The organism is Sulfitobacter maritimus, assembly GCF_013346665.1.
Classification (GTDB): domain Bacteria; phylum Pseudomonadota; class Alphaproteobacteria; order Rhodobacterales; family Rhodobacteraceae; genus Sulfitobacter; species Sulfitobacter maritimus.
The window spans coordinates 61,425-86,497 of sequence record NZ_JABVBB010000038.1 but is presented as its reverse complement, the minus strand read 5'-3'; the positions used below and the strand labels follow the sequence as shown (position 1 = coordinate 86,497).

Annotated in this window: 27 protein-coding genes and 1 other RNA gene; 17 read left to right on the top strand and 11 right to left on the bottom strand. The window is 60.7% G+C overall.

Going from position 1 to position 25,073, the window contains the following annotated elements:
• Nucleotides 1–11: 11 nt before the first annotated feature.
• From HTT03_RS15190 to mscL, 3 genes are all read left to right on the top strand, one after another.
• Nucleotides 12–455, top strand: coding sequence for a YtoQ family protein (locus HTT03_RS15190; RefSeq protein WP_174860627.1), 444 nt, complete (start codon nucleotides 12–14; stop codon nucleotides 453–455).
• Nucleotides 456–689: 234 nt separating this feature from the next.
• Nucleotides 690–1,733 carry a histidine kinase dimerization/phosphoacceptor domain -containing protein gene (locus tag HTT03_RS15185; protein ID WP_174860626.1) on the top strand — a complete coding sequence of 348 codons (1,044 nt, stop codon included), beginning with the start codon at nucleotides 690–692 and terminating at the stop codon, nucleotides 1,731–1,733.
• 125 nt (nucleotides 1,734–1,858) lie between these two features.
• Complete coding sequence (gene mscL / locus HTT03_RS15180) at nucleotides 1,859–2,290, top strand: large conductance mechanosensitive channel protein MscL (protein ID WP_174860625.1); 432 nt, start codon at nucleotides 1,859–1,861, stop codon at nucleotides 2,288–2,290.
• A 69-nt stretch (nucleotides 2,291–2,359) separates the two neighbouring features.
• Here the strand turns inward: mscL and ald are convergent, their stop codons facing one another.
• Complete coding sequence (gene ald / locus HTT03_RS15175) at nucleotides 2,360–3,478, bottom strand: alanine dehydrogenase (RefSeq protein WP_174860624.1); 1,119 nt, start codon at nucleotides 3,476–3,478, stop codon at nucleotides 2,360–2,362.
• Nucleotides 3,479–3,617: 139 nt separating this feature from the next.
• On the opposite strand from ald, the gene HTT03_RS15170 reads away from it, so the two are divergent.
• Complete coding sequence (locus tag HTT03_RS15170; protein ID WP_174860623.1) at nucleotides 3,618–4,076, top strand: Lrp/AsnC family transcriptional regulator; 459 nt, start codon at nucleotides 3,618–3,620, stop codon at nucleotides 4,074–4,076.
• Nucleotides 4,077–4,404: 328 nt separating this feature from the next.
• Here HTT03_RS15170 and rpsU read toward each other — a convergent pair whose 3' ends face one another.
• The gene (rpsU, locus tag HTT03_RS15165) at nucleotides 4,405–4,611 is read right to left on the bottom strand and encodes a 30S ribosomal protein S21 (RefSeq protein ID WP_007118112.1); all 207 of its coding nucleotides are present in this window, start codon (nucleotides 4,609–4,611) and stop codon (nucleotides 4,405–4,407) included.
• A gap of 110 nt (nucleotides 4,612–4,721) precedes the next feature.
• On the opposite strand from rpsU, the gene HTT03_RS15160 reads away from it, so the two are divergent.
• From HTT03_RS15160 to HTT03_RS15145, 4 genes are all read left to right on the top strand, one after another.
• Nucleotides 4,722–5,414 carry a COQ9 family protein gene (locus tag HTT03_RS15160; RefSeq protein WP_174860622.1) on the top strand — a complete coding sequence of 231 codons (693 nt, stop codon included), beginning with the start codon at nucleotides 4,722–4,724 and terminating at the stop codon, nucleotides 5,412–5,414.
• Nucleotides 5,415–5,489: 75 nt separating this feature from the next.
• On the top strand, nucleotides 5,490–6,224 hold the full coding sequence (locus tag HTT03_RS15155) for an energy-coupling factor ABC transporter ATP-binding protein (RefSeq protein ID WP_174860621.1): 735 nt from the start codon (nucleotides 5,490–5,492) through the stop codon (nucleotides 6,222–6,224).
• Complete coding sequence (locus HTT03_RS15150; protein ID WP_174860620.1) at nucleotides 6,199–6,795, top strand: energy-coupling factor transporter transmembrane component T family protein; 597 nt, start codon at nucleotides 6,199–6,201, stop codon at nucleotides 6,793–6,795. Before HTT03_RS15155 ends, HTT03_RS15150 begins: the two co-directional genes overlap by 26 nt.
• A 63-nt stretch (nucleotides 6,796–6,858) precedes the next feature.
• On the top strand, nucleotides 6,859–7,404 hold the full coding sequence (locus tag HTT03_RS15145; protein ID WP_174860619.1) for a biotin transporter BioY: 546 nt from the start codon (nucleotides 6,859–6,861) through the stop codon (nucleotides 7,402–7,404).
• Nucleotides 7,405–7,437: 33 nt separating this feature from the next.
• Here HTT03_RS15145 and HTT03_RS15140 read toward each other — a convergent pair whose 3' ends face one another.
• Together HTT03_RS15140 and HTT03_RS15135 are read right to left on the bottom strand one after the other, a co-directional pair.
• A complete protein-coding gene (locus HTT03_RS15140; RefSeq protein ID WP_174860618.1) occupies nucleotides 7,438–8,544 on the bottom strand; it encodes an acetyl-CoA C-acyltransferase in 1,107 nt (368 codons plus the stop codon).
• On the bottom strand, nucleotides 8,541–9,764 hold the full coding sequence (locus tag HTT03_RS15135; RefSeq protein WP_174860617.1) for an AMP-binding protein: 1,224 nt from the start codon (nucleotides 9,762–9,764) through the stop codon (nucleotides 8,541–8,543). Before HTT03_RS15135 ends, HTT03_RS15140 begins: the two co-directional genes overlap by 4 nt.
• A gap of 103 nt (nucleotides 9,765–9,867) precedes the next feature.
• On the opposite strand from HTT03_RS15135, the gene HTT03_RS15130 reads away from it, so the two are divergent.
• A complete protein-coding gene (locus HTT03_RS15130) occupies nucleotides 9,868–10,878 on the top strand; it encodes an NAD(P)H-quinone oxidoreductase (protein ID WP_174860616.1) in 1,011 nt (336 codons plus the stop codon).
• Between the two features lie 143 nt (nucleotides 10,879–11,021).
• Here HTT03_RS15130 and HTT03_RS15125 read toward each other — a convergent pair whose 3' ends face one another.
• On the bottom strand, nucleotides 11,022–11,666 hold the full coding sequence (locus tag HTT03_RS15125; protein ID WP_174860615.1) for a ribonuclease T2 family protein: 645 nt from the start codon (nucleotides 11,664–11,666) through the stop codon (nucleotides 11,022–11,024).
• 123 nt (nucleotides 11,667–11,789) lie between these two features.
• Here HTT03_RS15125 and HTT03_RS15120 point away from each other — a divergent pair, with 123 nt between their 5' ends.
• From HTT03_RS15120 to HTT03_RS15110, 3 genes are all read left to right on the top strand, one after another.
• Nucleotides 11,790–12,569 carry a DUF1013 domain-containing protein gene (locus HTT03_RS15120; protein WP_174860614.1) on the top strand — a complete coding sequence of 260 codons (780 nt, stop codon included), beginning with the start codon at nucleotides 11,790–11,792 and terminating at the stop codon, nucleotides 12,567–12,569.
• A gap of 144 nt (nucleotides 12,570–12,713) precedes the next feature.
• Nucleotides 12,714–13,808: an endonuclease/exonuclease/phosphatase family protein gene (locus HTT03_RS15115; protein WP_246253612.1), complete on the top strand. Its 1,095-nt coding sequence runs from the start codon at nucleotides 12,714–12,716 to the stop codon at nucleotides 13,806–13,808.
• A 186-nt stretch (nucleotides 13,809–13,994) separates the two neighbouring features.
• Nucleotides 13,995–15,173: a type III PLP-dependent enzyme gene (locus HTT03_RS15110; RefSeq protein WP_174860612.1), complete on the top strand. Its 1,179-nt coding sequence runs from the start codon at nucleotides 13,995–13,997 to the stop codon at nucleotides 15,171–15,173.
• 74 nt (nucleotides 15,174–15,247) lie between these two features.
• Here HTT03_RS15110 and recR read toward each other — a convergent pair whose 3' ends face one another.
• From recR to HTT03_RS15090, 4 genes are all read right to left on the bottom strand, one after another.
• Complete coding sequence (recR, locus tag HTT03_RS15105) at nucleotides 15,248–15,841, bottom strand: recombination mediator RecR (protein ID WP_174860611.1); 594 nt, start codon at nucleotides 15,839–15,841, stop codon at nucleotides 15,248–15,250.
• Between the two features lie 49 nt (nucleotides 15,842–15,890).
• Nucleotides 15,891–16,235: a YbaB/EbfC family nucleoid-associated protein gene (locus HTT03_RS15100; protein WP_007118099.1), complete on the bottom strand. Its 345-nt coding sequence runs from the start codon at nucleotides 16,233–16,235 to the stop codon at nucleotides 15,891–15,893.
• Nucleotides 16,236–16,287: 52 nt separating this feature from the next.
• Nucleotides 16,288–18,039: a DNA polymerase III subunit gamma/tau gene (locus tag HTT03_RS15095; RefSeq protein WP_174860610.1), complete on the bottom strand. Its 1,752-nt coding sequence runs from the start codon at nucleotides 18,037–18,039 to the stop codon at nucleotides 16,288–16,290.
• A gap of 75 nt (nucleotides 18,040–18,114) precedes the next feature.
• The gene (locus tag HTT03_RS15090; protein WP_174860609.1) at nucleotides 18,115–18,477 is read right to left on the bottom strand and encodes a YidH family protein; all 363 of its coding nucleotides are present in this window, start codon (nucleotides 18,475–18,477) and stop codon (nucleotides 18,115–18,117) included.
• A 63-nt stretch (nucleotides 18,478–18,540) separates the two neighbouring features.
• On the opposite strand from HTT03_RS15090, the gene ypfJ reads away from it, so the two are divergent.
• Nucleotides 18,541–19,374 (top strand): KPN_02809 family neutral zinc metallopeptidase, encoded by an 834-nt coding sequence (gene ypfJ / locus HTT03_RS15085; protein WP_174860608.1) that lies wholly within the window; start codon nucleotides 18,541–18,543, stop codon nucleotides 19,372–19,374.
• A gap of 262 nt (nucleotides 19,375–19,636) precedes the next feature.
• Here ypfJ and ffs read toward each other — a convergent pair.
• Nucleotides 19,637–19,734: signal recognition particle sRNA small type (gene ffs / locus HTT03_RS15080), an RNA gene on the bottom strand.
• A 130-nt stretch (nucleotides 19,735–19,864) separates the two neighbouring features.
• On the opposite strand from ffs, the gene nudC reads away from it, so the two are divergent.
• The gene (gene nudC, locus HTT03_RS15075) at nucleotides 19,865–20,833 is read left to right on the top strand and encodes an NAD(+) diphosphatase (RefSeq protein ID WP_174860607.1); all 969 of its coding nucleotides are present in this window, start codon (nucleotides 19,865–19,867) and stop codon (nucleotides 20,831–20,833) included.
• A 61-nt stretch (nucleotides 20,834–20,894) separates the two neighbouring features.
• On the top strand, nucleotides 20,895–21,368 hold the full coding sequence (locus HTT03_RS15070; RefSeq protein ID WP_174860606.1) for an SRPBCC family protein: 474 nt from the start codon (nucleotides 20,895–20,897) through the stop codon (nucleotides 21,366–21,368).
• Between the two features lie 32 nt (nucleotides 21,369–21,400).
• Here the strand turns inward: HTT03_RS15070 and HTT03_RS15065 are convergent, their stop codons facing one another.
• Nucleotides 21,401–22,258: a prephenate dehydratase gene (locus HTT03_RS15065; protein ID WP_174860605.1), complete on the bottom strand. Its 858-nt coding sequence runs from the start codon at nucleotides 22,256–22,258 to the stop codon at nucleotides 21,401–21,403.
• 154 nt (nucleotides 22,259–22,412) lie between these two features.
• On the opposite strand from HTT03_RS15065, the gene HTT03_RS15060 reads away from it, so the two are divergent.
• Nucleotides 22,413–22,913, top strand: a complete 501-nt coding sequence (locus HTT03_RS15060) for a c-type cytochrome (RefSeq protein ID WP_174860604.1) — start codon at nucleotides 22,413–22,415, stop codon at nucleotides 22,911–22,913.
• Between the two features lie 227 nt (nucleotides 22,914–23,140).
• The gene (locus tag HTT03_RS15055; RefSeq protein ID WP_174860603.1) at nucleotides 23,141–25,069 is read left to right on the top strand and encodes an extracellular solute-binding protein; all 1,929 of its coding nucleotides are present in this window, start codon (nucleotides 23,141–23,143) and stop codon (nucleotides 25,067–25,069) included.
• Nucleotides 25,070–25,073: the final 4 nt, after the last annotated feature.

Below are 25,073 nucleotides of genomic sequence, written 5' to 3'. Positions count from 1 at the left end.
AGGGCGGAACGATGAAAGTCTATCTCTCTGGTGAAATTCATACCGACTGGCGCGAACAGATTATCACAGGAGCCGAAGGGCTCGACGTGACCTTCACCGCGCCGGTCACCGACCACGCCGCCAGCGATGATTGCGGCGTGGCGATCCTTGGGGCCGAGGATGACAAGTTCTGGCACGACCGCAAGGGCGCACAAATCAATGCGATCCGCACCCGCAAGGCGATCGCCGAGGCAGATGTGGTCGTGGTGCGCTTTGGCGATGAATACAAGCAATGGAACGCAGCCTTTGACGCGGGCTATGCGGCGGCGCTTGGCAAGTCGCTGATCGTCCTGCACGGCGCCGATCACGCCCATGCGCTTAAGGAAGTAGATGCGGCAGCTCTGGCTGTTGCCTCCGAGCCAGCACAGGTGGTAGAAATTCTGCGCTATGTGTTGACTGGTGCTTTGCCGGGGTGATGATCTGGCAAAAGGGCGGTTGTTAACATTAATCAAGTCCCCCAGAGCGAATCGCCTCGATCCCGGGCTGGACGCTGCGAAGGCGCAGACTAAAATAATGCCTATGCGAGCCTCTGTCGGATCAGCGGCTACAGACGTCACTCGATTGCGCGCGGATTGCAGCGCGCCAAGACGAAAAGGACAAGGTTCATTTTAGCCGACACGCCCCCCAAACAGGATGAGCGTCTTAAGACGTTGCATTCCTATAATGTTCTGGACACCGAAGCGGAGGCTGATTTCGACGATATTGTCGAGCTTGCTTCGAAAATCTGCGATACGCCGGTCTCGCTGATCAGCTTGGTTGATGAGGGGCGGCAGTGGTTCAAGGCGCGGGTCGGGTTTGAGCCTCAGGAGACGACCTTGGATCAATCGGTCTGCTCCCATGCGATCCTGAGCACGGAATTCACGGAAATTTCTGATATGGGCGCGGACCCTCGCACCGTCGATAATCCGCTTTTTGTTGGCGATCCCAAAGTTCAGTTTTATGCCGGGGCAAACCTTGTCGCGCCCAATGGGCAGGTGATCGGGACACTCTGTGTGCTGGACACCAAGCCGCGCCATCTCAACGATTTTCAGAAACAGGCGCTTCAGACTCTTTCGCGGCATGTGATGATGCAACTGGAGTTGCGCAAGAAAATCCGGCTTGAAGCCGCTCTGCGGGCCGAGATGGACCACCGGGTTAAAAACTCCTTTCAAACCATCGCGTCTTTGCTGCGCATGGCCACGCGCAAGGTGGACGATCCTGATGCCAAGGATGTCTTGGCGCTGGTTGAACGGCGCTTCGGCGCGGTGGCTTCCCTGCACAGCGAATTGATGACCCGCGATGGCGAAGGCACGGTGCAGACGGTTTCATTTCTCACGCAATTGGGCAAGCTGTTGGCGGCGGGTGCGCCGGAGAGCGTCGCTATCATGACCAGCGCGGATGAGGGGGAACTGGACGTCATGCAGGCTTCGGCCATCGGTATGATCGTCAGTGAATTCGTCGCCAATTCAATCAAACATGCGTTCCCCAATGATCAAGCGGGGGAGATCACGCTCTCGCTCCGTGCCCGGGGCGAAGACTGCTGGCTGCTTGAATGTCGCGACAGCGGCGGCGGTCATTGCGGGCAGGTATCGGGCGCTGACAGCACCGGTCTTGGCAAAATGCTAATGACCTCCGCTGCTGAGCAATTGAATGGCCGGTTGGAGGCCGATTTTGGGGCTGGCGGGGCGGTGATGAAGGTGTCCTTCTCCCGCTAAACCGCTGGGTTCGCCCGCCTAAATGCGCGGCACAGCGTAAACAAAGATTGACCCGAACGGCTTTCGCTCTCCACTATTTCCCGGAAAGACCAAAAAGGTCCGCGTCATATCGGAGGGACGAAGCAATGATTCAGGAATTTAAGGACTTCATCGCCAAGGGCAATGTCATGGACATGGCTGTGGGGATTATCGTCGGTGCGGCCTTTACGGCCATTGTGTCGTCGCTTGTGGCGGATTTGATTAACCCCATCATCGGGCTGTTCACCGGCGGGGTGGATTTCACCAATAACTACGCAGTGCTCTCGGGTGACGTGCCGCCAAATGCCTCGCTCGAACAGGCGCGGGAGGCGGGGGCATCGGTCTTTGCCTATGGCTCATTTCTTATGGCGGTGATCAATTTCTTCATCATCGCCTTTGTCGTTTTTATCTTGGTCAAGATGGTCAACAAGGTGAAATCTGCGGCGGAAAAGCCGGATGAGGTCGCACCCGAAGTGCAAACCGCCCCTTCGCAAGTCGATGTTTTGCTCGAAATCAGAGACGCGCTGAAAAACCGGTGACAGACACCAAAGACCCCTGGAAAAGGCCCGTCCTCGCGGCGGGCCTTTTGGTTTTAGGCGCAGACGGTATTAGGCCGCGATGGCGTCATCCGCAGAAATACTGTCGATGCTGAGCGCTTCACCCACGGCGGCATAGGTGAGCTTGCCCGCGTGGACGTTCAAGCCCGCTTTCAGATGCGGATCATCGGCGCAAGCTTGTTTCCAGCCTTTGTTGGCCAGCGCCAGCATGAAGGGCATGGTGGCGTTGCTCAGCGCCATGGTGGCGGTGCGGGCAACGGCGCCGGGCATATTGGCAACGCAATAGTGCATGATGCCGTCGACCTCATAAATCGGGTCTTGGTGGGTCGTGGCTTTGGAGGTCTCAAAGCAGCCGCCCTGATCAATGGCGACGTCCACCAGCACCGCGCCCGGTTTCATCATCGCCATCTGCTTGCGGCTGACCAGCTTGGGCGCCGCGGCTCCGGGGATCAACACTGCGCCGACCACCATATCGACTTCTGGCAGCAGTTGTTCCACCAAGCCGGTAGAGGAATAGCCCGTTTTGAGCCGCCCCTGAAACAGATCGTCCAGCAGGCTGAGGCGGGGCAGGGAGCGGTCCAGAACCGTAACATCAGCACCCATGCCAGCCGCCACACGTGCCGCGTTGATGCCCACAACGCCGCCACCGATCACCATAACGCGGGCCGGACCAACACCGGGAACACCGCCCATCAGCACACCCCGGCCACCATTGGCCTTTTGTAAGGTCCAGGCACCCATCTGAGGCGCCAAGCGGCCCGCGACTTCGGACATCGGGGCCAGCAGAGGCAGACCGCCATTGCGGTCGGTCACAGTTTCATAGGCGATGGCCGTACAGCCGGAAGCCAGCAGATCATGGGTCTGGTCCGGGTCTGGCGCAAGGTGCAGGTAGGTAAAGAGCAACTGCCCTTCGCGCAGCATCTTGCGCTCTCCGGCCTGCGGTTCTTTGACCTTCACGATCATATCGGCTTTGGCAAAGATTTCCTCTGCCGTGTCGATGATGGTCGCGCCAGCGGCGGTATAATCCGCATCTTCAAATCCCGCGCCGACCCCGGCGCCCGCCTGCACATAGACGTCATGCCCGTGGGCGATAGCCTCCTGTGCGGCGTTTGGCGTGAGGCCGACGCGGAATTCCTGCGGTTTGATTTCTGTCGGGCATCCGATTTTCATTGGGGGTTCCTCCTCCTCCGTAGGGGAACAGAAATATCACAATATCTCTGCATATCCCTGCGAAATTAGGGTCGCCAATCTGCGCTATCTTCGAATAGTATTTCGTATTACTGAAGTCTGACGCGAAAGTATTGCGGATATGCCCTTGGATGAGATCGATCGACGTGTCTTGCGCGCCTTACAGCGCGATGGACGGATGTCCAATTCCGACCTGTCAGACGTGGTGCATTTGTCGCCCTCTGCCTGCCACCGACGTGTGCAACGGTTGGAGAAGGAGGGCTATATCCGTGACTATGTCGCCCTGCTGGACCCGCGCAAGCTGGATATGCCGACGACGGTCTTTGTCGAGATTACCCTGCAGGCGCAGGCCGAGGAGGTGTTGGAGGCCTTCGAGAAGTCTGTGTCGCGGATTCCCGATGTATTGGAGTGCCATCTGATGGCGGGGACAGCGGATTATCTGTTGAAGATTGTGGCCGAGAACACCGAAGATTTTGCGCGGATACACCGTCAGCATCTGGCGCGGCTGCCAGGGGTAGCGCAGATGCAATCGAGTTTCGCGCTTAGGACAGTGTGTAAGACCACGGCGCTGCCGGTGTAGCTAGAAGGCACATCGGCCGACCGTAGCACATCAGCCCGGAATCAAGGGCGTATGCCCGCTGGGCAGCGCCAGACCGCCCGTCACGCCAGAGGCGTGCCATCATTCGAATGCGCATCTCTGGTGCGGGGAGCTGGCGCTTTTGCTAGGGTAGTGCCGTCCCGCGGTCTCAGGGCTATTGCCGCTGCCATAAACTGCCCAATTGCTGAAGTTTCGAGCGCCACCCCGCGGTCTGGCGCTGCCCGGCTCCAACTGCTCTCCCCCATAAACAAAACCCCCGCTGCCGTCAGGCACCGGGGGTTCTATATCTGTCGCGTGTCGCGGGAATGATTTACATCATACCTTCGCGTTGCGCTTTTTTGCGTGCCAGCTTACGGGCACGGCGGATCGCTTCAGCTTTCTCGCGCGCTTTTTTCTCGGACGGTTTCTCGAAATGTTGCTTGAGCTTCATTTCACGGAAAACGCCTTCGCGCTGTAGCTTTTTCTTCAGAGCCCGAAGGGCCTGATCGACGTTGTTGTCGCGAACACTAACCTGCATGTGGTTGTCACCACCTTTCTAGGATAAAGTTGCAAGGAATTGCAGGAAATGGGCCTATAGCAAGCTATATCCTGTTTGTCCACCCCATACGGCCCCGAAAGGAGCGTCTCATGACCCCGCCGAAAGCAGACCCCAAAGACCAATTGCTTGATGCCGCGTTGATGCATGTGCCGTTTGACGGCTGGTCGTCCGCTACGTTCAACGCTGCGGTAAAAGACAGCGGGCTGGACCCTGCTGTGGCCCGCGCAATCTGCCCGCGCGGTGCGGTGGATCTTGCCGTGGCCTATCACAAGCGCGGCGACGCCCAGATGCTAAAAGGTTTGGCCGATGCAGACCTGTCTAACTTGCGGTTTCGCGACCGGATCGCCAAAGCGCTACGCCTGCGGCTAGAGGCGGGTGACCGCGAGATCATTCGCCGGGGCAGCACGCTTTTTGCGCTGCCACATCACGCACCCGAAGGGGCGCGGCTGATCTGGGAGACCTGTGACGCGATTTGGACCGCCTTGGGCGACACTTCGGATGATGTGAATTGGTACAGCAAACGGGCCACACTGGCTGGCGTCTATTCCGCGACATTGCTTTATTGGCTGGGCGACAGCAGCGAGGGGCATGGTGCCACATGGTCCTTCCTTGATCGCCGGATCGACGATGTGATGCAGATCGAAAAGCTCAAAGCGCAGGTCCGCGAAAGCCCGACGCTCAGCCGTTTGATGGCAGGGCCGAATTGGTTCTTGAGTCATATCAAGGCACCACGCTCCACGCGTGATGCAGACCTGCCGGGCCGCTGGACCCCACCGCGCTAAGCAAAAGACACGGTGGGCTTTCCCGTCCGCGCAGCAGATGTTAGGGCAGGGCACTTGGTTTCACACAGGCGCGCGATGACCAGCCCGACCCTTCCGCTCATCGACATTGATAAAATCAGTTACACCCCCGGCGGCGTGCCGGTGCTGAGAGATGTGAGCCTGCAATCCGACGCGGCGCGGGTTGGGATTGTCGGGCGCAATGGTTCTGGCAAGACCTCTTTTGCGCGGGTGTTGTCGGGGCTTGTGACTGCCGATCAAGGGCAAGTGCGGATCAACGGCGTCGATGTGGCGCGTGACCGCCGCCGCGCACTTGGGGCCATTGGCATCCTATTTCAGAACCCGGACCATCAGATCATCTTTCCGACTGTGGAAGAGGAGCTCGCCTTTGGGTTGCACCAAATGGGCCAGTCCAAGGCTGAAGCGGCGCGGGGTGTCACCGCGATCCTTAATCAGTTTGACCGGCGGCATTGGGCGCAGGCTTCGATCCACCAGCTTTCCCAAGGGCAGCGGCAGTTGGTCTGTCTGATGGCGGTACTGGCGATGCAACCTCGGGTGCTGGTGCTGGATGAGCCCTTTGCCGGGCTCGACATTCCAACGCGGCTGCATCTGGAGCGGGTGTTGGCTGGGCTGGTCCTTACGCTGGTTCATATCACCCATGATCCGGCAGCGGTGGCCGATTACGATCATATCCTGTGGTTGGAGCAGGGCGAGGTCGCAGAACAAGGCGCCGCCCGTCCGGTGTTGCGCAACTTTGAAACGCGGATGCGGGAATTGGGGGCGCGAGATGATCTCTCTGACCTCGCCGGTTGAGACCCGCGCCCATCACTGGCCGGCGGGTGCCAAGCTCGCCGCGCTTTGTGCCGCGACACTTGTGCTTTTCGCGGTGGAGGACCCAGCATGGCAGTTCGCTTTCTGCGCCGGAATGTTGCTGCTCTATGCCTTGCCGGGGCGGGCCTTTCTGCGGGTCGGTTTGGGGCGGCTGCGGATGCTTTGGCCCTTTGTCGCGCTTATTCTGCTATGGCACCTGCTGACCGACGATTTCGGGGTGGGGATGGTCATCGCATTGCGTATGGGGACCGCCGTGGGCTTGGCGAACCTCGTTACCATGACGACCAAGCTCAGCGATATGATGGGTGTAGTGCGCTGGCTTGCAGCGCCGCTCCGCCGGTTTGGCGTGCGCACCCGTAGCCTTGAGCTCGCCGTGGCACTGGTGGTGCGTTTCACGCCGGTTTTAGCGTCAAAGGGGCAGATGCTGTCCCTCGCGTGGCGGGCGCGGTCGCGTCGGCGGGCGGGGTGGCGGATCATCATGCCCTTCACCGTCTTGGCCATCGATGACGCCGAACATGTGGCCGAAGCCCTGCGGGCGCGCGGTGGCCTCTGAGCGCTTGACCGGGGCGAGGGGCTGGCTTACCCAAATGCTAAAATCAAACCGAGGACACCCCCCATGGAACGCAACCTGACCATGATCGCCCTTTTCGCCGCTCTTATCGCGGCTCTGGGCCTGATCCCGAAATTCACGCTTGGCTTTGGCGTACCCATCACCGCACAGACGCTGGGCGTTATGCTCTGCGGCACCGTGCTGGGCGCATGGCGCGGCGGGCTGGCGGCTCTGCTGTTTGTTGGGCTGGTGGCCCTTGGCTTGCCGCTTCTGGCCGGGGGTCGTGGTGGTTTGGGCGTCTTTGCCTCGCCCACAGTGGGCTTCCTTGTCGGCTTTCCAATCGGCGCTTTTGTGACCGGTTTCATCATGGACCAGTGGCGCAGCGCACCAGTTGGCCTCGCCGCTGGGGTCGCTTCGGTGATCGGCGGCACGCTGGTGGTCTATATCTTTGGCATTTTCGGGATGATGATGACCTTGAATAAGACCGTGGTCGAAGCAACGCTGCTGGTACAGGCCTTCATCCCCGGCGATCTGATCAAAGCCGTTCTGGCAGGTTTCATCACCTCCGGCTTGGCAAAGGCACGCCCGGCGAGCCTGCTGTCGCGCGCCTGACCCTATCGGCCCGCCCTGTTTCGGGGCGGGCCCTCACAATCGCATCAACGCGGCCGAGCCGATCCCTCCCGCTGCCGCGATTGCCGCCAGCCCGGTGCCAGCGCCCCGCGCGACCAATTCATGCCACAGCCGGACCGCATTGATCGCCCCCGAAGCGCCGATCGGATGCCCCCGTGCCAGCGCCCCGCCACCGAGGTTCACGATCTCCGGCACGATCCCGGCTCCGGTGACACAGGCGATGGCCTGTACGGCATAGGCTTCCATAATCTCTGCAAGGTCGAGGTCAGACGCTGTTAATGCGCCGCGCCGCAACACGTCTTCAATTGCCACCAGCGGCGCCAGCCCCGGCTCTTCTGGTCTGCCGCCTTTCGTGGCCGTCGCCAAAAGGGCAACTTTGGGCGTCGGGAGGGACGCGGCGACACGCTCTGAGACCACCACGCAAAAGGCCGCAGCGTCCGCTGCGACAGCGGCATTGGCAGCGGTGATGTCTCCGGCGAGCACCTTGGCGCGTTGGCACAGCGCGGGCGTCAATCGGCGTGTAAATGCATCTTGCGTCAGCCCCGCAAGGGGCAGGATTTCCGCGTCCCGCGGCGGATGTGCACGGGCTTTTGCGTGGCTCTCCACCGCCCATGCGTCCTGCGCCGCGCGGTCGATCCCCAATGACTGAGCAAGCGCCGCTGCGGCTTCGGTCATATCTGGGTCGCGGTCGGGCCAAGGGGTGAAGGGGGCTTGCCGATAGGGTTCGGGCGGTCGGCCATCGGCAAAGGTTTTATAGCGCAAAGGTTGGCGCGAATAGCTTTCAGCGCCGCCTGCCACGACAACATCCGCCGCGCCGCTTAGGATCATCTGCCCGGCCAGCGCCAGCGCATCCAAGCCCCCCGCGCATTGCCGATCGATGCTGAGCCCCGCGATATGTTCCGGCAGTCCCGCCGCGAGGGCGATGCTCCGCGCCGGGTTGCCACCGGGGCCAATGGCGGTGCTACAGATCACTTCGTCCACCTGCTCAACCGCAAGACCGGCGCGGGTCAATGCACCACGCAGCACGGGGGCGGCGAGGTCTGGCAGCGCCAAATGCGCCAAGGCGCCCCCGCGTGGGGCAACCGCGCTGCGACAGGCTGAGATGACAAAAGCACCGCTCACGGCTGCGCCTCCAACCAGTCGGACAGGGCGCGTAGGTCGATCTTGCCCGAGGGAAGCAGCGGCAGGCTTTGGGTGAAATAGACGCGCCGTGGCGCGACGAGCCTGCCAACCGCGGCGCGACAGTCTGCGATAATCCGGTCTGCGAGCGCCGCGCTTTCTGTGCCTTCGACCACGCCCACAAGATGATGCCCGCGCAGGGCATCCTCGCGCGGTAGGACGGCACAGGCAACGCTTGCCTTTGAAGCGATCAGCGCCTCAATCACCTCGGGAAAGACCAGTTGATCGGCGATTTGTACCATGCGCTGCCGGCGCCCGCTGATCCACAAATTGCCTTCGGCGTCCAGTTTGCCCATCTCACCCACGCTGACAAAACCATCGCGCCAGCGGGTGTCGGCGCTGCTCCCCATCGCGTATCCTTTGAAAAGGTAGGGGCTGCGGACCCAAATTTCGCCGACACCTGAAGTGGGGTCTCCGGCCTCATCCAGAAGACGCAGCGCAACGCCGGGGTAGGGGCGGCCCACCGATCCGGCGGGGGTCTGCGCATCGGCCAAGGTGATAAAGCTTGTCTCTGCCGCGCCATAGAACACATGCAGTGCGGCATTCGGACAAAGCGCTTCAACCGCCGTGCGCGTCGCCGGATCCAATGCGCCGCCACCACAAAGCACCAGCCGCAACGAAGAAAGCGGCCCCCGCGCCCCGCGTGCCAGCAAACGCAACTGCGTCGGCGTGGCGTAGAGGATCGTGGCGCCCGCTTGCGCAATAAGTGCTGCCTGGCTGCGGGGGGATTGATCGGCTAAGAAATGCGCATCAAGCCCAAGGTGCAGCGCCTCTAACACAGCATAGAGCGATAGCGAGTGACTAAGCTGACCTAACACAGCAACGCTGTCAGCGGGGCGGAGGGAGAACCGGGCGGCGTTGACGTCGAAACTGGCGATCCACGACGATTGACTGCGCCGCACCGCTTTGGGCTGGCCTGATGCGCCGCCGGTGAGGGTCAGGAAACCCCCCAGGGGACAGGTGAGGTTGGCGGGCAGGGCGTGGTCGCTCAGGCAGAAGGGCGCACATGCCGCAAGGGCGGCAGTCAGGGCTGGCAAAGCCTCAGCCGCGGGGGTCGCGGGCAGGGGGCGGAACAGCGTGCCATGCGACATTGGTGCACGAGGCACTTCCTGCGTGCCGTGAAAAAGCCGCGCCGCGTCGTGCCATACAAACCTATCCTGCACGCCCATCCGCCCCTCCCTTTGTCGCGGGTGTGGAAATTCCGGGTGCATGCTCTGAGACGCGCCGTTAGGCTGCGGCAAAACCAGACCCGAGGATACTTCAGACATGACAGAGACCATGCGCGCAATCGAAATCACGGAACCCGGCGGGCCAGATGTTCTTCAAAGCACCACTCGCCCGCGTCCCCAAGCGAAACACGGACAAATCGTTATCAAGGTCGCCTACGCCGGGGTGAACCGTCCCGACGCACTGCAACGTGCCGGCAAATATGCGCCGCCCGCTACGGCCAGCGATCTGCCTGGGTTGGAGGCGTCGGGCGAAGTGGTTGAGGTCGGACCGGGGGTGACCACACTCGCACCGGGTGATCTGGTCTGCGCATTGCTGCCCGGTGGTGGCTATGCAGAATATGTGGCCACGCCCGCGGCACATTGCCTGCCGATCCCCAGTGGGATGGGGCTGAAAGAGGCGGCCTGTCTGCCTGAGACATTCTTCACCGTATGGTCCAACCTATTTATGCGAGGCGGGCTTAAGGCCGGGGAAAAGGTGCTGATCCATGGCGGCTCTTCCGGCATCGGGACAACCGCGATCCAACTGGCCCGCGTTTTGGGCGCGCGGGTCTTTGTGACCGCCGGGACAGACAGCAAATGCGCGGCCTGTATGAAGCTCGGAGCCGAGGTGGCGATCAATTACCGGGATACGGATTTCGTGGATGTCATGCAGGCCGAAGGCGGGGCGGATGTCGTCCTTGATATGGTCGGCGGCAGCTATATTGACCGGAACTTCAAGGCCTTGGCCGAGGACGGCAGGCTGGTGCAAATCGCGTTCCTGCAAGGAGCCAAGAAAGAGGTGAATTTCGCCACGTTGATGACCCGCCGTCTGACCATGACAGGCTCAACCCTGCGGCCCCAGAGCGACCTCGCCAAAGCGCGGATCGCCGAGGAACTGCTGCAAAACGTTTGGCCGCTGCTGGATTCTGGCCGTATCGCCCCGGTGATGGACAGCACCTATGATTATGAGCAAGCGAATGATGCGCATCGCCGGATGGAGGCCAGCGGCCATATCGGCAAAATCGTGTTGAAGGTTGGCGGCGAGCCGGGCGCTGGGGGCGATCAATAAAAATTTGACAGTAACGAATTGTTAACCAACACTTTGTTAACTTAAGGCGCGGTCGAACGGGACGCCGGTCGCCGTGCTGGAGAGCCGAAAGGCATTGATTGCGGGAGAGGAAATTACGCCTCTCCCGTTTTCACACGAACGCTTTAGCGCAGCGGCGTGAGCAGAGCGTCATCAAGGCTGCAATCGCGCTGCACGTCCGGGCCACAGGGAATGAAATTGAGGTCACGTGACAGGCAGATACGCGTCTCTTGAATATGGCCTTGCTTGCAGGTGATCGTAATGCCTTGGGCAGTCAGGTCAGGGTTCGCTTTCAAGAACGCATCCTCGACCACGGAAGCCGGTAGGCTAACCGTGCGGTCTAGTTTGCGAAAAACCTCGGGCCGGTTGATGCGAGCATAAGCCTTTCGCGACAGGGCGAAATAGTCCGCCGGGTTCAGACCGCTGCAAGAGCCGTGTTTCTTCCATTGGTGCCACGCCAAGCCGCCGGTGCCCATGATATCAGCCATTGCGCTGGTCTGGCTGCGGCTGGGCGGGCGCTGTCCGCTTTGACAGTATGACGGGTAGCCACGCGTGAACTGCGGCCAGAGGCCGTGCAGGGTCCAACCGTGATTTTTGTCCGCATCGCATTGCGGGGATTGGCGTGCATCGCCTGTCAATTCGCACCAATTGGGTGACCACGACAGCGACATAACGTAGTAGTCAAACACGCCTGCGCGCTCCCCGTCAGTCAGTGCGGCAGTCGGGGCAAGCAGCCCGAGGATCAGCAGGCAGGCGCGCAGGAACTGCATTTTGTCTTTCCTTATGATGTTTGAGCCAGTATACAGCCGCCAACTTCCCCGACAATGAAGACCGTTCTGCCAAGCAGGACAGCCTTTCAGGCGACGGGAAAATTGCGTTTTTAGGAGAGTGACATGGCAAAACCGATTATGGCCAAAGCCACCGCCGTCTGGCTCGTGGACAACACCACCATCAGCTTCAAGCAGATCGCCGATTTCGTCGGCATGCATGAGTTGGAAGTGCAGGGCATCGCCGATGGTGATGTGGCGCAGGGCGTGAAGGGTTTTGATCCGGTTGCCAACAACCAGTTGACGCAAGAAGAAATTGACGCGGCGCAAAACAATCCGCTGCACAAGCTGAAGCTTAAGTTCAACGCTGCCGCCGAGGGCGAAGAGAAACGCCGTGGCCCGCGCTATACACCGCTCAGCAAACGTCAGGACCGTCCGGCCTCGATCCTGTGGTTGGTCAAATTCCACCCCGAACTCAGCGATGGTCAGATCAGCAAACTGGTGGGCACCACCAAGCCAACGATTCAAGCGATTCGCGAGCGCACGCATTGGAACATCGCCAATATCCAGCCGATTGATCCGGTTGCTTTGGGCCTGTGCAAACAGTCCGAGCTTGACGCCGCCGTGCAAAAGGCTGCCGCGAAAAAGGCCGCTGCGGGCGAAGTGATGAACGACGACGAGCGCCGCAAGCTGGTGTCGACCGAGCAGAGCCTTGGCATGGATAATGAGCCGAAAATACCCACGGCCATCGAAGGGCTGGAAACCTTCACCCTCTCCGGCAACAGCGCGGATGATGAGGACGAAGACGACCACGCAAAAGGCGATTACTCTGACGCCGACAGCTTCTTCTCGCTGCCCGACAGCTCTGATGAAGATGACGACGCTGAGGATAAGGACAAAGGCTAAGCCGCTTCAGGCATTACGGCGAAAGGAACTTTCGCCACAAGGATGTGTTAAAGTGACAGGGCGTCGGTTTTTCCGGCGCCCTGTTTTGTTTTGATGAAAAGCTGTGTCGCATCGGGGGATGGTTTGGAAACGGCATTGAGCTGGATGATCTGGGGAGTGGCGGGGGTGCTGATACTTTGCACCCTGCTGCCGCTGAGCAAAGTGCCTTTCGGCGCGATCCGGGGGCTGGCTTTCCCACGTGAGCAATTCCTCGGTCTGGCTCTGCTGTTGGCCGTGGCCTTTGCGTCAATACAGGGACCGACGACGACCTCTGGGATGATCGGCATCGCGCTGATGCTTGGCGTTGCAGCACTTCAGGCGCTTTATATCACCAAATTCACCCCGCTCTGGCGCAAGCAATCGCTCGCCGCCTCGCCAGACCTACGTCGAGAGACAGACCGTCACTTTAGCCTGCTGGCCGCGAACGTGAAAAAGTCCAACCGCGACTACGGCAAGCTCATCGCCCTCGTGGAGGCGCGGGTGCCGGATATTTTCATGGCGATTGAGGTGGATCAGGATTGGATCGACGCGCTGGATGAGAGCTTGGGCAAGAATTACGCGCAGCGCATCGATGTGCCGCTTGATAACGGCTATGGGCTTTGCGTCATGTCCAAACTGCCGCTGTCGGAGGTGGAGGTGCGCGAACTCGTGACCCGCGAGGTGCCTTCGATCCGCGCACGGGTGCATCTGCCAGTGGGCGAGGATTTCCGCTTGTATGTGGTCCATCCCGAACCGCCTGTTATCGAACATGATACAAAGGGACGCGACAGCGAGATCGCCTTGGTCGGCATAGAGGCTGAAAAGGATCCGCTGCCTGCCGTGGTGTCGGGCGATTTGAACGATGTGGCTTGGTCAACCACGACCCGGCGTTTTCAGCGGCTCTCTGGCCTGTTGGACCCGCGCGTGGGGCGCGGCATGTACAACACGTTCAGCGCGACAATGCCATGGATGCGCTGGCCGCTGGACCACCTGTTCCACGACCCGCAGTTCCGCCTGCTGGAAATGGACCGGCTGGATAAGATTGGATCGGATCACTTCCCCATGTGGTTCGTGCTGGCCTTGGCCAAGACCGAAGCCGCTGAAAGCGACCCTGAGGAGAGCGATCCAGAAGAGGAACAAGAGACCAAAGATATGATCAAAGAGGAACGCAAAAGAGATCGCGACCCCATCGGCGAAGACTGGGAAGACAAAGATGACTAACTATTTCCGCAAAGCCCGATTTTACCCCTTGTACGAATCCTAGAACGGCGTACATGGCGCCTTACAGACGCCAACGCACGCGCCTCTGGCCGGTCAGTTCCTACCCTGACTGACCCGCGTTTATGTAGCGACGGTAACGTCTCTTGAAACGACACGCGGGGAACCAGCCCCACCTGCTCTTTGGAGATGACCATGAACGCTACCGTCCCCGGCGCCTTGCGCGCCGCATCCCCCGCCTTTTCCGATCCGGCCGCGGCCTATATCGCTGCCAACAGCTTTGACAAACCCACGCTGGTCATCAGCCGTGATCGTGTCGCCGCGCAATATAACGCGTTGCACAAGGGTCTGGGCGCGGCTCATATCCACTATGCGGTGAAGGCGAACCCGGCCCCGGAGATCATTCGTCTGCTGGTCAAAAAAGGCTCCGGCTTTGACGCGGCATCGCGTGCCGAGATTGAGCTTTGCCTTAGCCAAGGGGCTAAGCCTGAGAACATCTCTTTCGGCAACACCATCAAACGCGCCTCCGACATCGCCTTTGCCCATTCGGCAGGCGTGACCCTGTTCGCGGCTGACAGCGAAGCCGAGTTGGACAAGATCGCCACCCATGCGCCGGGGGCGCGGGTCTACCTGCGTCTGATCGTCGAAAATTCCATGGCTGACTGGCCGCTTAGCCGGAAGTTCGGCTGTGCCGGTTCGGCGCTGCCTGCGCTGCTGAACCATGCGGTTGCGGTGGGCCTCGTGCCATATGGCCTGTCCTTTCACGTCGGCTCGCAAACCCGCAAGGCCGAGTTCTGGAACCCCGTATTAGATCAGGTGGCGCCGCTTTGGCACGCCGCCCGTGCGGATGGGCATGACCTGCAATTGCTGAACCTCGGTGGTGGCTTCCCGGCTTTCTATGGCGAAAGCATCGAGGCACCCCGCGCTTATGCGGAGGCTGTGATGGATGCCGTCAAAGCTCGCTTTGGCGATGTGCCGCAAGTGATGGCAGAGCCGGGCCGGGGGCTGGTGGCCGAGGCGGGGCATATCGCCGCCGAAGTCATGCTGGTCAGCCGCAAATCCGCCGATGATCTGCACCGCTGGGTCTATCTTGATATCGGGCGTTTTTCGGGTCTGGCTGAGACTGAAGGCGAGGCGATTCGTTATCAGATCGTCACGCCGCATGACGGCGAAGAGACCGGACCCTGCGTTTTGGCCGGCCCCTCCTGCGATTCAGCGGATATTCTTTATGAAAAACGCCCGATCCACCTGCCTTTGGCGCTAAAAGATGGCGATAAAGTGATGATTCGCGCTTGCGGTGCCTACACAAGCTCGTACAGTTCGGTTGGATTTAACGGATTTCCGCCGCTTGATGTGATCGTGCTCTGAAAGCCGATTAGCGTCGCCGGGAAAAGGGCCGCCAGCTTTGGGAGGGGCAGGCGGCCCGCTTTGATTCCAGGGGGTCAAAGCGACTTGCGGGCCTGCATAGCGGCAGTGATTGTGCCGTCGTCGAGGTAGTCCAACTCACCGCCAATCGGAACGCCCTGCGCGAGCGACGTGAGCCGCACCCGGCCCTCCAACTGATCCGCGATGTAATGCGCCGTGGTTTGTCCGTCGATGGTGGCGTTCAAAGCGAGGATCACTTCGGTCACCCCTTCGGTATCGATCCGGTCCACCAGTCGCGGAATACGCAATTCTTGCGGGCCAATCGCATCAAGCGCCGAGAGCGTGCCGCCGAGCACATGATACCGTCCCTTAAACACACCCGAACGTTCCATCGCCCAGAGGTCGGCGACGTCTTCAACCACGCAAAGCTCGCCATTGGCACGTTTTTCCGATGTGCAGATGTCGCAAATATCAGCGGTACCGACATTGCCGCAGTTGAGACATTCCCGCGCCGTGGCAGCGACGGTCTGCATCAGGTCGGACAAAGGCGTCAGCAGCAGCGCGCGCTTGCGGATCAGGTGCAGCACCGCGCGCCGGGCCGAACGAGGGCCGAGGCCGGGCAGTTTCGCCATAAGCTCGATCAGGGCGTCAATGTCGCGGGTAGAGCTCAAGGATGGCACCTATTCGGGAAAGGGGAAGGGGCGTTTCCGCCCCAACCGTTTAGAAAGGCAGTTTCATACCTGCGGGCAGACCCATGCCTTCGGTCAGCTTACTCATCTCGGCCTGCGCACGCTCCGAAGCTTTGCTCTGGGCGTCTTTGATCGCGGCGAGGATCAAGTCTTCGACGACTTCTTTCTCGTCCTTGTTAAAGATCGATGGGTCGATATCGAGGCCCTTCAACTCACCCTTGGCGCTACAGGTCGCTTTGACGAGGCCCGCACCGGATTCACCTTCGACGGTGATGTTGTGCATCTCCTCTTGCAGTTCGGCCATTTTGCCCTGCATTTCCTGCGCTTTTTTCATCATCCCGGCCATATCGCCGAGGCCGCCTAATCCCTTGAGCATCTGGGGTCTCCTTGTTGCATTGTCGTTTATATGTGGCGTGAGGGGGTAGGGATCAACCGTCCTCGAACGGATCCCATTCGTCTTCGACCTCCGGCAGCGCTTCGGCGGTGGCGGCGGCGGCGAGGTCTTCGGGCGTGCGGATCGCGGTGATCCGGGCCTTAGGGAATTGCGCCAGCACGGCCTGCATCATCGGGTGGTCTTCGGCCTTGGCTTTCAGCGCTAATTCGCGGGCATCACGGATTTGCGCGATGGTTTGCGCACCGCCTTCGTTGACCAGCGACACCGCCCAGCGGTTGCCGGTCCAGAGTTGCAGCTTTTGTCCCAGCCGCTGCGCAAGATCGCGGGGCGCGTCGTCGGTGGGGACAAATTCGATACGGCCCGGTTGATAGGCGGCGAGTTGCACGCAGGTCTCGACCTCGACCAGCAGTTTCACATCGCGGTTCACGCGGATCAGCTCGACCACATGTTCGAAGGTCGGGAAACGGGCCAGGGCGGCGTCGAGGTCTTGCGCCAGCGCTGTGGTCTGCCCCTGCGGGCCGGGGTTGGACGCCATGCGCTGTTGGGCCTGATGCACCGCCTGTGCGCCGGGGTTGCCCTGCGCGGCTCCATTGCCGCCGCCGCCACCGATTGGAGTAGAGGGCGGGCTGCTGTTTTGCAGCTTGCGTACCAGTTCCTCGGGAGAGGGCAGGTCGGCCACATGCGTGAGGCGGATCACGGCCATTTCGGCTGCCATCATCGCATTGGGCGCGGCGGCGACCTCATCCAGGGCTTTAAGTAGCATCTGCCACAGGCGGGTCAGCACGCGCATCGGGATGGTCTCTGCCATTTGCTGGCCACGGGCGCGTTCTTCGGGGGCGATGGTGGGGTCTTCGGCGGCGTCGGGCGTGATTTTCACGACTGAGACCCAATGCGTGATCTCAGCCAAATCGCGCAGCACCGCCATCGGGTCTGCCCCGTCGGCGTATTGCGCCGAAAGCTCGGTCAGCGCGGCCCCCGCATCGCCGCGCAGCACCATGTCGAAGAGGTCCAGCACCCTGCCCCGGTCGGCCAGACCCAGCATCGCGCGGACCTGTTCGGCCCCGGTCTCGCCCGCGCCGTGGCTGATCGCCTGATCCAACAACGAGGTCGCATCACGGGCCGAGCCTTCGGCGGCGCGGGTGATCAATGCCAGCGCGTCATCGGTAATCTCGGCCCCCTCGGCGGTGGCGATCTTGCGCAGCAAGGCGATCATCACCTCCGGCTCGATCCGGCGCAGGTCAAAGCGCTGGCAGCGCGAAAGCACCGTCACCGGCACTTTGCGGATCTCGGTGGTGGCAAAGATGAATTTGACGTGCTCCGGCGGCTCTTCCAATGTTTTCAACAGCGCGTTGAAAGCGCCAGTCGAGAGCATGTGCACTTCGTCGATGATATAGACTTTGTAGCGGGCCGAAGCCGCACGGTAGTGCACCGAATCGATGATCTCTCGAATGTTGGCGACCCCGGTGTTTGACGCGGCGTCCATCTCCATCACGTCGACATGGCGGCCTTCCATGATGGCGGTGCAATGCTCACACACGCCGCAGGGATCGGTCGTCGGCCCGCCGTTGCCGTCTGGTCCGATACAGTTCATCCCTTTAGCGATGATCCGCGCCGTGGTTGTCTTGCCAGTGCCACGAATGCCGGTCATCACGAAAGCCTGCGCGATCCGGTCGGCAGCGAATGCGTTTTTCAGCGTGCGCACCATGGCGTCCTGCCCGACAAGATCGGCAAAGGTCTCGGGCCGGTATTTACGGGCCAGCACGCGGTAGGCGGATGTATCTGTCATGATGCCCCAGATCGGATTCGGTTAAGGCTGCAAACTAGGCGTTCCGGCTCGTGGCGTCCACCGGGCTTGCCGAGGTCAGAGCATCCAGAGGATCACTCCGGTCCCGGCAGAGGCGACGGCGAGGATGATGGCCAAGATCTTCAGCCGCCCGTTGGGCTGGGCATTGGCATGATGGTCGCTCAACCGCTTTTGGGTCTCTGCGGCGGAGGCCTGCGCGGCCCAATAGACATAGAGCGCAGCGGCGATGAAAACCGACGAGACCGCTTTGGCCACCCATGTCGGTTCGAACTCGCGAAACACGGCGCGCAGGCCGATTGCCACAGCGACGGCTGCCATGCCGGTGCGCATCCAGCCTGCAAAAGTGCGCTCATTGGCGAGGATCGTGCGGTCCTCGGCCCAATCGGTGCGGTCTTTGGCAAGATCATTTTTATCGCTCATTGAACCATTTAGCGGCCTGCGCGTTCATATGGCAACAAACTATGACATAGCGGGAGGCTGCCCATGCGCTTGCGGGGGATCGGACGAAGCAAGAATATCATTCGGCGCAGCGGGGGGGCGGGCAAGGCCGGGGGGCTTGGGCTTGTTGGCGTGCTGGCGGTCATGGCGATCGGTTATTTCACCGGGATTGATGTGAGCCCGCTGCTGACCGGGCAGGGCGGCGGACAGGTTCAGCAGTCGCGCCCGCTGTCCGAGAATGAAGATCCGCAGGTTGATTTTGCCGCTCGCGTCTTGACCACGACTGAGCAGGTTTGGAGCCGCATTTTCCAAGAGCAATTGGGCGAGACCTACACCCCGCCGAAACTGGTGGTGTTCGACAGCGTGACCCAAAGCGCCTGTGGCGGTGCCTCTGGCGCGACCGGGCCGTTCTACTGCCCGGCGGACCGGATGGCCTATCTCGACGTTGCCTTCTTTCGCACGATGGAGCAGCGGCTGGGGGCCGGGGGCGATTTCGCGGCGGCCTATGTGATCGCACACGAAGTTGCGCATCATGTACAGAATGAGATCGGCGTGCTGCCGCAGGTAAGCCAAATGCGGCAGCAGTCGTCGGAAGTTGAGGCCAACGCTCTGACGGTGCGGCTGGAGTTGATGGCCGATTGTTTTTCCGGAATCTGGGCGTCGAATGTCGAAGGCTTGATGGAGAAGGGCGATCTGCAAGAAGCGCTGAACGCGGCGCGGATGATTGGCGATGATCATCTACAGCGTCAAGCAGGGCAGGTACCGCAGCCGCATACTTTCACCCATGGGACGTCCGAGCAGCGCGCGCGTTGGTTTGAGCGCGGGTTTGACACAGGGCAGGTCGCCGCTTGCGATACGTTTGAGGCGGATCGGTTGTAAGGCAGAGTAATGAATGGATGAGGTGGGCGCCCTCCCTGGGGGGCGAGGCTGCCGTCGATAGCCGCCATTGCGTCCCAGGATAAGCAAGCGATGCATTTACCTTAAGCGTTGCAAAATCGCCTCAGGGGGGAGGGAGCACGTTGCCCGTGGTTCCCGCGGGCGGGCATCTCGGGGAAAGTTATGTGAATAATTGGAGGGCGCCCCTCTCATCGTTTCTTCGAAACGACTGCCGGGGGCGTCGCATCGCTGCGCGATACGACGTTGGTGAGAGGCTGATAACGACCCAAGCGGGGCTCGTTACGGCTGCTTCCTTCCGGATCTGACCGGGTTGGCGAGGCGCCTGCCCGCACCAACCTCTCAAGCCCCATATAGGACGCCTCTGACCGATGTGCAACCATCAGAAATTTGCGTCCGCGTTGCGTTGCTATGGGTCAGCGGTCGTGACAAGCCTTCATTCTAAAGCCAAATAACGGCGGGAGGGCGGTGAAACATGCGTCACGCGGAAACGGTCACCTTTGGAGGATCGGCGTTGGACCGCGCCGGAGAATTGCGTGGCGATCCTGCGGCAATGGCCGCACTTGCGGCTGATCCTGCAGCGCGGGCGATTGTCTTTTGGCGCGGCAAGCCCCTCATCCAGCCCGAACGCCCTGCGGCGCTGGTGCGGCTGCCGATGGACCACCCCGCTCTTGCCGAGGCGCGCGCCGCGCCGATCTTGCTGGGTCGGGAGGATGGGGCCGGACGCTTTGCCGTTGATCTGTCCAACTGGGCGCCCGAACATCTGGACCAAGGTCAGCTTGGCGCTTTTCTCGACCCGAGCGAGCAGCGGCATCCGTTGTTGGGCGATGACATGGTCTTTGCTGAATTGCGGCGCGTGATGACATGGCTGTCGCCGCGCGATGCAGAATTGGCGGCCAGCGGCAAGGCGATCCTTGGCTGGCATGAAACCCACGGCCATTGCGCCCGCTGCGGGGCGGCAACCGACGTGACCCAAGGCGGCTGGCAGCGCCAATGTCCCGCCTGCGGCGGTGCCCATTTTCCGCGCACTGATCCGGTTGTTATTATGCTGATCACCCATCGCAATTCGGTGTTGATGGGGCGCTCTCCCGGTTGGCCGGAGGGCATGTATTCCCTCCTTGCCGGTTTTGTCGAACCCGGTGAAACCATGGAAGCTGCCGTACGCCGCGAAGTCTTTGAAGAAGCCGGGGTGCAGGTGGGCGCCGTGCAGTATCTCGCAAGCCAACCTTGGCCCTTCCCGTCCTCACTGATGTTGGGCTGCGCAGGCGAAGCGCTGAGCCACGAGATCACCATCGACCCGGTGGAAATCGAAGATGCGCTTTGGGTCAGCCGTGAAGAGATGATGGAGGTCTTTGCCGGCGCGCATCCGCGCCTGCTGCCGGCCCGAAGTGGCGCGATTGCACATTTCTTGCTGGAAAACTGGCTTGCGGATACATTGCTTTAACATAGCGTGACATAACGATAGAAAATCGTTGATTGAGAGCAGAAGAATTGGACCGAGCGGCATGAAATTTTCCACCAAGGAAGACATCGAAGCGCCTATTGAGGCGGTTTTCGCCATGTTGTGCGACTTTGAGAGCTTTGAGCGTTCTGCCATGCGCCGCGGTGCCGAGGTGCAACGGGTAGACAGCTTGCACACGCCTGGTGTGGGCATGACGTGGAAAGCCGTTTTCCCCCTGCGTGGCAAGAAACGCGAAATGACGGTCGAGATGGTCACCTTTGACCGCCCAGATGAAATGGCGCTCGACAGTATCTCTGCCGGGATGGCGGCGCAGATGTCGTTTGAGTTGATGGCTCTTTCGCGCAACCGTACGCGGATTCTGGTGGCGCTTGAGGTCAAACCGCTGACCCTGTCCGCGCGGCTTTGGGTGCAATCGCTGAAGCTGGCCAAGACCAATCTGACCAAGAAATACAAGCAGCGCGTCGCGGAATATGCCCGCAGCATGGAAGAGCGCCACGCCCGCAGGCTTCAGGCCTAAACGCGCTGCGGGGCGGAATTTCCGCCCGCGGGTTACATCCCCCCGGACGCCCCCCGATCAGGGTGAGCGGGATAGACGCCGAGGATCTCAAGCATATTGGTGAAATACCCCAGTTCATCGAGCGCGCGTTTCACCGCCGGGTCATCGGGATGGCCTTCGATATCTGCGTAGAACTGCGTGGCGGTGAACGATCCGCCGACCATGTAGCTTTCCAGCTTGGTCATGTTTACGCCGTTCGTGGCAAAGCCGCCCATCGCTTTGTAAAGCGCTGCTGGAATGTTACGCACTTCGAATACGAAGGTGGTCAGCATTCGCTCTGCGCGGCGGCTCAGGTCGATCTCGGGCGCCATTAACAAAAAGCGGGTGGTGTTGTGGTCAAGGTCTTCGATATCGCGCGCCAACACGTCCAGCCCATGGATCTCAGCGGCGACCTCACTGGCCAAGACCCCATCTGTCAGGCTGTCCGAGACAGCCAGTTCCGCCGCCGCGCCCGCAGAATCAGCCGCCGGTTCAGAGGTAATGCCATGTTTTTGCAAGAAGCTACGTGCCTGTGGGAGCAACACCAGATGAGCGCGCACATGCTGAATGTCAGACAGGGCAACGCCAGGACGCGCCATAAGGGCAATGCGGACCCGCACGAAAGCCTCACCAATTATATGCAGCCCGCTTTCGGGCAAAAGCCGGTGGATGTCGGCCACGCGGCCATAGGTTGTGTTCTCTACCGGCAGCATCGCCAGATCAGCGCGGCCTTCGCGGACAGCGCGGATGACCCCTTCGAACGACTGACACGGCACCGGTTCCATGTCGGGCGCAGCCTGCAAGCAAGCCTCGTGACTATAGGCGCCAAGCGCTCCTTGAAAGGCGATGCGCGGGGTGGTCTGGCGGGTCATGGGCAGCATCCTGATAGCAACGGTGCGGGATTGGTCAATTGGTCGCGGTAACTACACCTTGCCTGCGCCAAGGGAAAGCAATAGATACGCCTGCAACGACGCCAAGAACCGTGGCCCGGCCATGGTGCCAATACCAAGTGATGGACCCTGACGCATGTTCGATACAATGACCCTGACCAAAATCGCAGCCGGCGTGTTTGGCGCCTGGTTGGTACTTCTGCTGGGCAAATGGGCGGGTGAAGAGATTTACCACGCCGACGCGCATGGCGAGCCATCCTATGTGATCGAAGTGGCTGATGCCGGCGGTGACGAAGCCGCTGAAGAGGTGGATTTCTCTGCCATTATGGCCGAAGCCGATGCCGACAGCGGCTCCAAAGTCTTCCGCAAATGCGCCGCCTGCCACAAAGTTGACGGCACCGACGCCACCGGCCCTCATCTGGACGGTGTGGTTGGCCGCGACATTGCAGCGGTGGATGGCTTTGGCTACTCCGGCGCGCTGACCTCGCTTGAAGGCGACTGGACCCCGGAAGAACTGAGCGCTTTCCTCGAAAGCCCCAAAGGCTACGCCCCCGGCACCACAATGGGCTTCGCGGGTCTGCGCAAGGTTGAAGACCGGGCGGACGTGATCGCTTATCTGCAAAGCGTTTCGAACTGATAGAACGCGATATTGCGTATGTGAGGCCGCCCTTTGGGGCGGCTTTTGCGTTTGTGGGGCGGCGCAATACCTTGATCGGAACGGTCAACGGCTTCGCATTGACCTCGCTTTCGCAATCCACCGCCCAGGCTGCTTAGATAACATATTCGCAACTTGTATCTTGGCGCTTCACAGCGTTAGCCTACATGACGCAATGATCCGGACTATGCCCCGCCAAGGAGTGACCTATGCCCAGAGCCCAGACCCGCGTCGCGACCCGTCAGTCGGACCATAGCATGCCGCTTTGGATGGCGACGATGATGCTGACGGTGCTTGTTCTGCTTGCGGGGGCGGCCTCCGCTCAGGAGCAAAAAATCATCAAGAGCCATGGCTATTCCTTCTACGGCGATCTGACCTATCCGGCGGATTTCGAGCATTTTGATTACGTTAACCCGGACGCCCCCAAAGGCGGTGAGATTTCGCTGCCCTTTGTCGGCACGCTCGATTCGATGAACCCCTATTCGGGCAAGGGCCGGGCGCATCTGTTTTCGATCTTTGGGTTTGAGAGCCTGCTGGGCGAAGCGCCAAGTGGCGAGCCGCTTCCCGCAGATGCCTATGGCGAAAGCTATTGTCTGCTTTGTGAAAGCCTTGAGTACCCAGAGGACAAATCATGGGTGATCTTTAACATGCGTCCTGAGGCACGGTTTTCCGATGGCACGCCGGTGACAGCGCATGACATTGTTTTCTCGCACAATCTGCTGCTGGACGAGGGGCTGAAATCCTACGCCGATGCGGTGCGCAAACGTATTCCTAAAGTCGAGGCGCTGGACGATCACACCGTCAAATTCACCTTCGCCGACGGGATCTCGCGCCGTAGCCTGATTGAGACCGTGGGTGGCGTGCCCGCTTGGCCAAAGAAGTGGTTCGAGGAAACCGGCAATGGGTTGAAAGACAGCTGGATGGACCCGCCTCCCGGTTCGGGTGCCTATATGATCGATAGCATCGATCTGACCAAGCGGATCGTGTTGAAACGCAATCCGGACTATTGGGGTAAAGATCTGCCGATCAACCGAGGTCGCATGAACTTTGACCGCATCCGGTTGGAGATCTTTAGCGATGACACCTCGGCCTTTGAGGCGTTCAAAGCGGGCGAATACACGTTCCGCGCCGAAGGCGATTCAAAGAAATGGGCGACAGGTTATGACTTTTCCAAGGTGACCGACGGCAATATCGTAAAGGCCGAACTGCCCGACGGATCGCCCCCGACACCCTCCGGTATCATCTTCAACCTTGGTCGCGAAGCGCTGCAAGACCGCCGGGTGCGCGAGGCCGTGGCGCTGATGTTCAATTTCGAGTGGACGAACGAGTCGCTGCAATACGGGCTGTTCAACCACCGCGCCTCCTTTACTCAAGACACGCCGCTGATGGCGCAGGGTGCGCCCGAAGGGGCGGAGCTTGCTCTGCTGGAAAGCCTTGGTGATCTGGTCCCTGCCGAGATGCTGAACGCGCCTGCTGTTGTGCCGCATACTTCTGACCCGAGCCGCTTGCTCGATCGCCGCAATGCACGCCGCGCATCCAAGCTGCTCGAAGAAGCAGGCTGGACCGTGCAAAACGGTATGCGGGTCAATGAAGCGGGTGAGCCGCTGCGCTTGAACTTCCTGATGAACTCTTCGGGCTCCCCCACGATTTCGGCGGTGATCGAGAACTTCGTGAACAATTTGACCGCCATCGGGATCGATGCGCGGTTGGAGAAGGTGGACAGTTCGCAATATACCGCCCGCGAGCGGGACCGCGACTATGACATGATCTATGACGCCTACGCCGCATTCCTTGGCACCGGCACCGGCTTGACACAGCGCTACGGGTCGGAGGCGGCTGAGTTTTCGCTTTTCAACCCCGCAGGTCTCGCCAGCCCGCTGGTCGACGCAATCATCGACGCATCGCTTAACGCTGAAACCGCCGAGGAAGAAGACGCCGCTCTCATGGCGCTCGACCGGGCCCTGCGGCATGAGTTCTTCATGATCCCGACGTGGTACAACGACAGCTATTGGGTTGCCTATTACAACCAATACGACCACCCCGAGACCATCCCGCCCTATGCCTTGGGCTACCTCGATTTTTGGTGGTACGACGAAGAGGCCGCAGAGCAATTGCGTGCCTCCGGTGCCTTGCGGTAAAGCG

Coding starts and splice junctions, on each gene's coding strand:
- HTT03_RS15190 (WP_174860627.1), top strand. CDS start 12: ATGAAAGTCTATCTCTCTGGTGAAATTCATACCGACTGGCGCGAACAG.
- mscL (WP_174860625.1), top strand. CDS start 1,859: ATGATTCAGGAATTTAAGGACTTCATCGCCAAGGGCAATGTCATGGAC.
- ald (WP_174860624.1), bottom strand. CDS start 3,478: ATGAAAATCGGATGCCCGACAGAAATCAAACCGCAGGAATTCCGCGTC.
- HTT03_RS15170 (WP_174860623.1), top strand. CDS start 3,618: ATGCCCTTGGATGAGATCGATCGACGTGTCTTGCGCGCCTTACAGCGC.
- rpsU (WP_007118112.1), bottom strand. CDS start 4,611: ATGCAGGTTAGTGTTCGCGACAACAACGTCGATCAGGCCCTTCGGGCT.
- HTT03_RS15160 (WP_174860622.1), top strand. CDS start 4,722: ATGACCCCGCCGAAAGCAGACCCCAAAGACCAATTGCTTGATGCCGCG.
- HTT03_RS15155 (WP_174860621.1), top strand. CDS start 5,490: ATGACCAGCCCGACCCTTCCGCTCATCGACATTGATAAAATCAGTTAC.
- HTT03_RS15150 (WP_174860620.1), top strand. CDS start 6,199: ATGATCTCTCTGACCTCGCCGGTTGAGACCCGCGCCCATCACTGGCCG.
- HTT03_RS15145 (WP_174860619.1), top strand. CDS start 6,859: ATGGAACGCAACCTGACCATGATCGCCCTTTTCGCCGCTCTTATCGCG.
- HTT03_RS15130 (WP_174860616.1), top strand. CDS start 9,868: ATGACAGAGACCATGCGCGCAATCGAAATCACGGAACCCGGCGGGCCA.
- HTT03_RS15125 (WP_174860615.1), bottom strand. CDS start 11,666: ATGCAGTTCCTGCGCGCCTGCCTGCTGATCCTCGGGCTGCTTGCCCCG.
- HTT03_RS15120 (WP_174860614.1), top strand. CDS start 11,790: ATGGCAAAACCGATTATGGCCAAAGCCACCGCCGTCTGGCTCGTGGAC.
- HTT03_RS15115 (WP_246253612.1), top strand. CDS start 12,714: ATGATCTGGGGAGTGGCGGGGGTGCTGATACTTTGCACCCTGCTGCCG.
- HTT03_RS15110 (WP_174860612.1), top strand. CDS start 13,995: ATGACCATGAACGCTACCGTCCCCGGCGCCTTGCGCGCCGCATCCCCC.
- HTT03_RS15100 (WP_007118099.1), bottom strand. CDS start 16,235: ATGCTCAAGGGATTAGGCGGCCTCGGCGATATGGCCGGGATGATGAAA.
- HTT03_RS15095 (WP_174860610.1), bottom strand. CDS start 18,039: ATGACAGATACATCCGCCTACCGCGTGCTGGCCCGTAAATACCGGCCC.
- HTT03_RS15090 (WP_174860609.1), bottom strand. CDS start 18,477: ATGAGCGATAAAAATGATCTTGCCAAAGACCGCACCGATTGGGCCGAG.
- ypfJ (WP_174860608.1), top strand. CDS start 18,541: ATGCGCTTGCGGGGGATCGGACGAAGCAAGAATATCATTCGGCGCAGC.
- nudC (WP_174860607.1), top strand. CDS start 19,865: ATGCGTCACGCGGAAACGGTCACCTTTGGAGGATCGGCGTTGGACCGC.
- HTT03_RS15070 (WP_174860606.1), top strand. CDS start 20,895: ATGAAATTTTCCACCAAGGAAGACATCGAAGCGCCTATTGAGGCGGTT.
- HTT03_RS15065 (WP_174860605.1), bottom strand. CDS start 22,258: ATGACCCGCCAGACCACCCCGCGCATCGCCTTTCAAGGAGCGCTTGGC.
- HTT03_RS15060 (WP_174860604.1), top strand. CDS start 22,413: ATGTTCGATACAATGACCCTGACCAAAATCGCAGCCGGCGTGTTTGGC.
- HTT03_RS15055 (WP_174860603.1), top strand. CDS start 23,141: ATGCCCAGAGCCCAGACCCGCGTCGCGACCCGTCAGTCGGACCATAGC.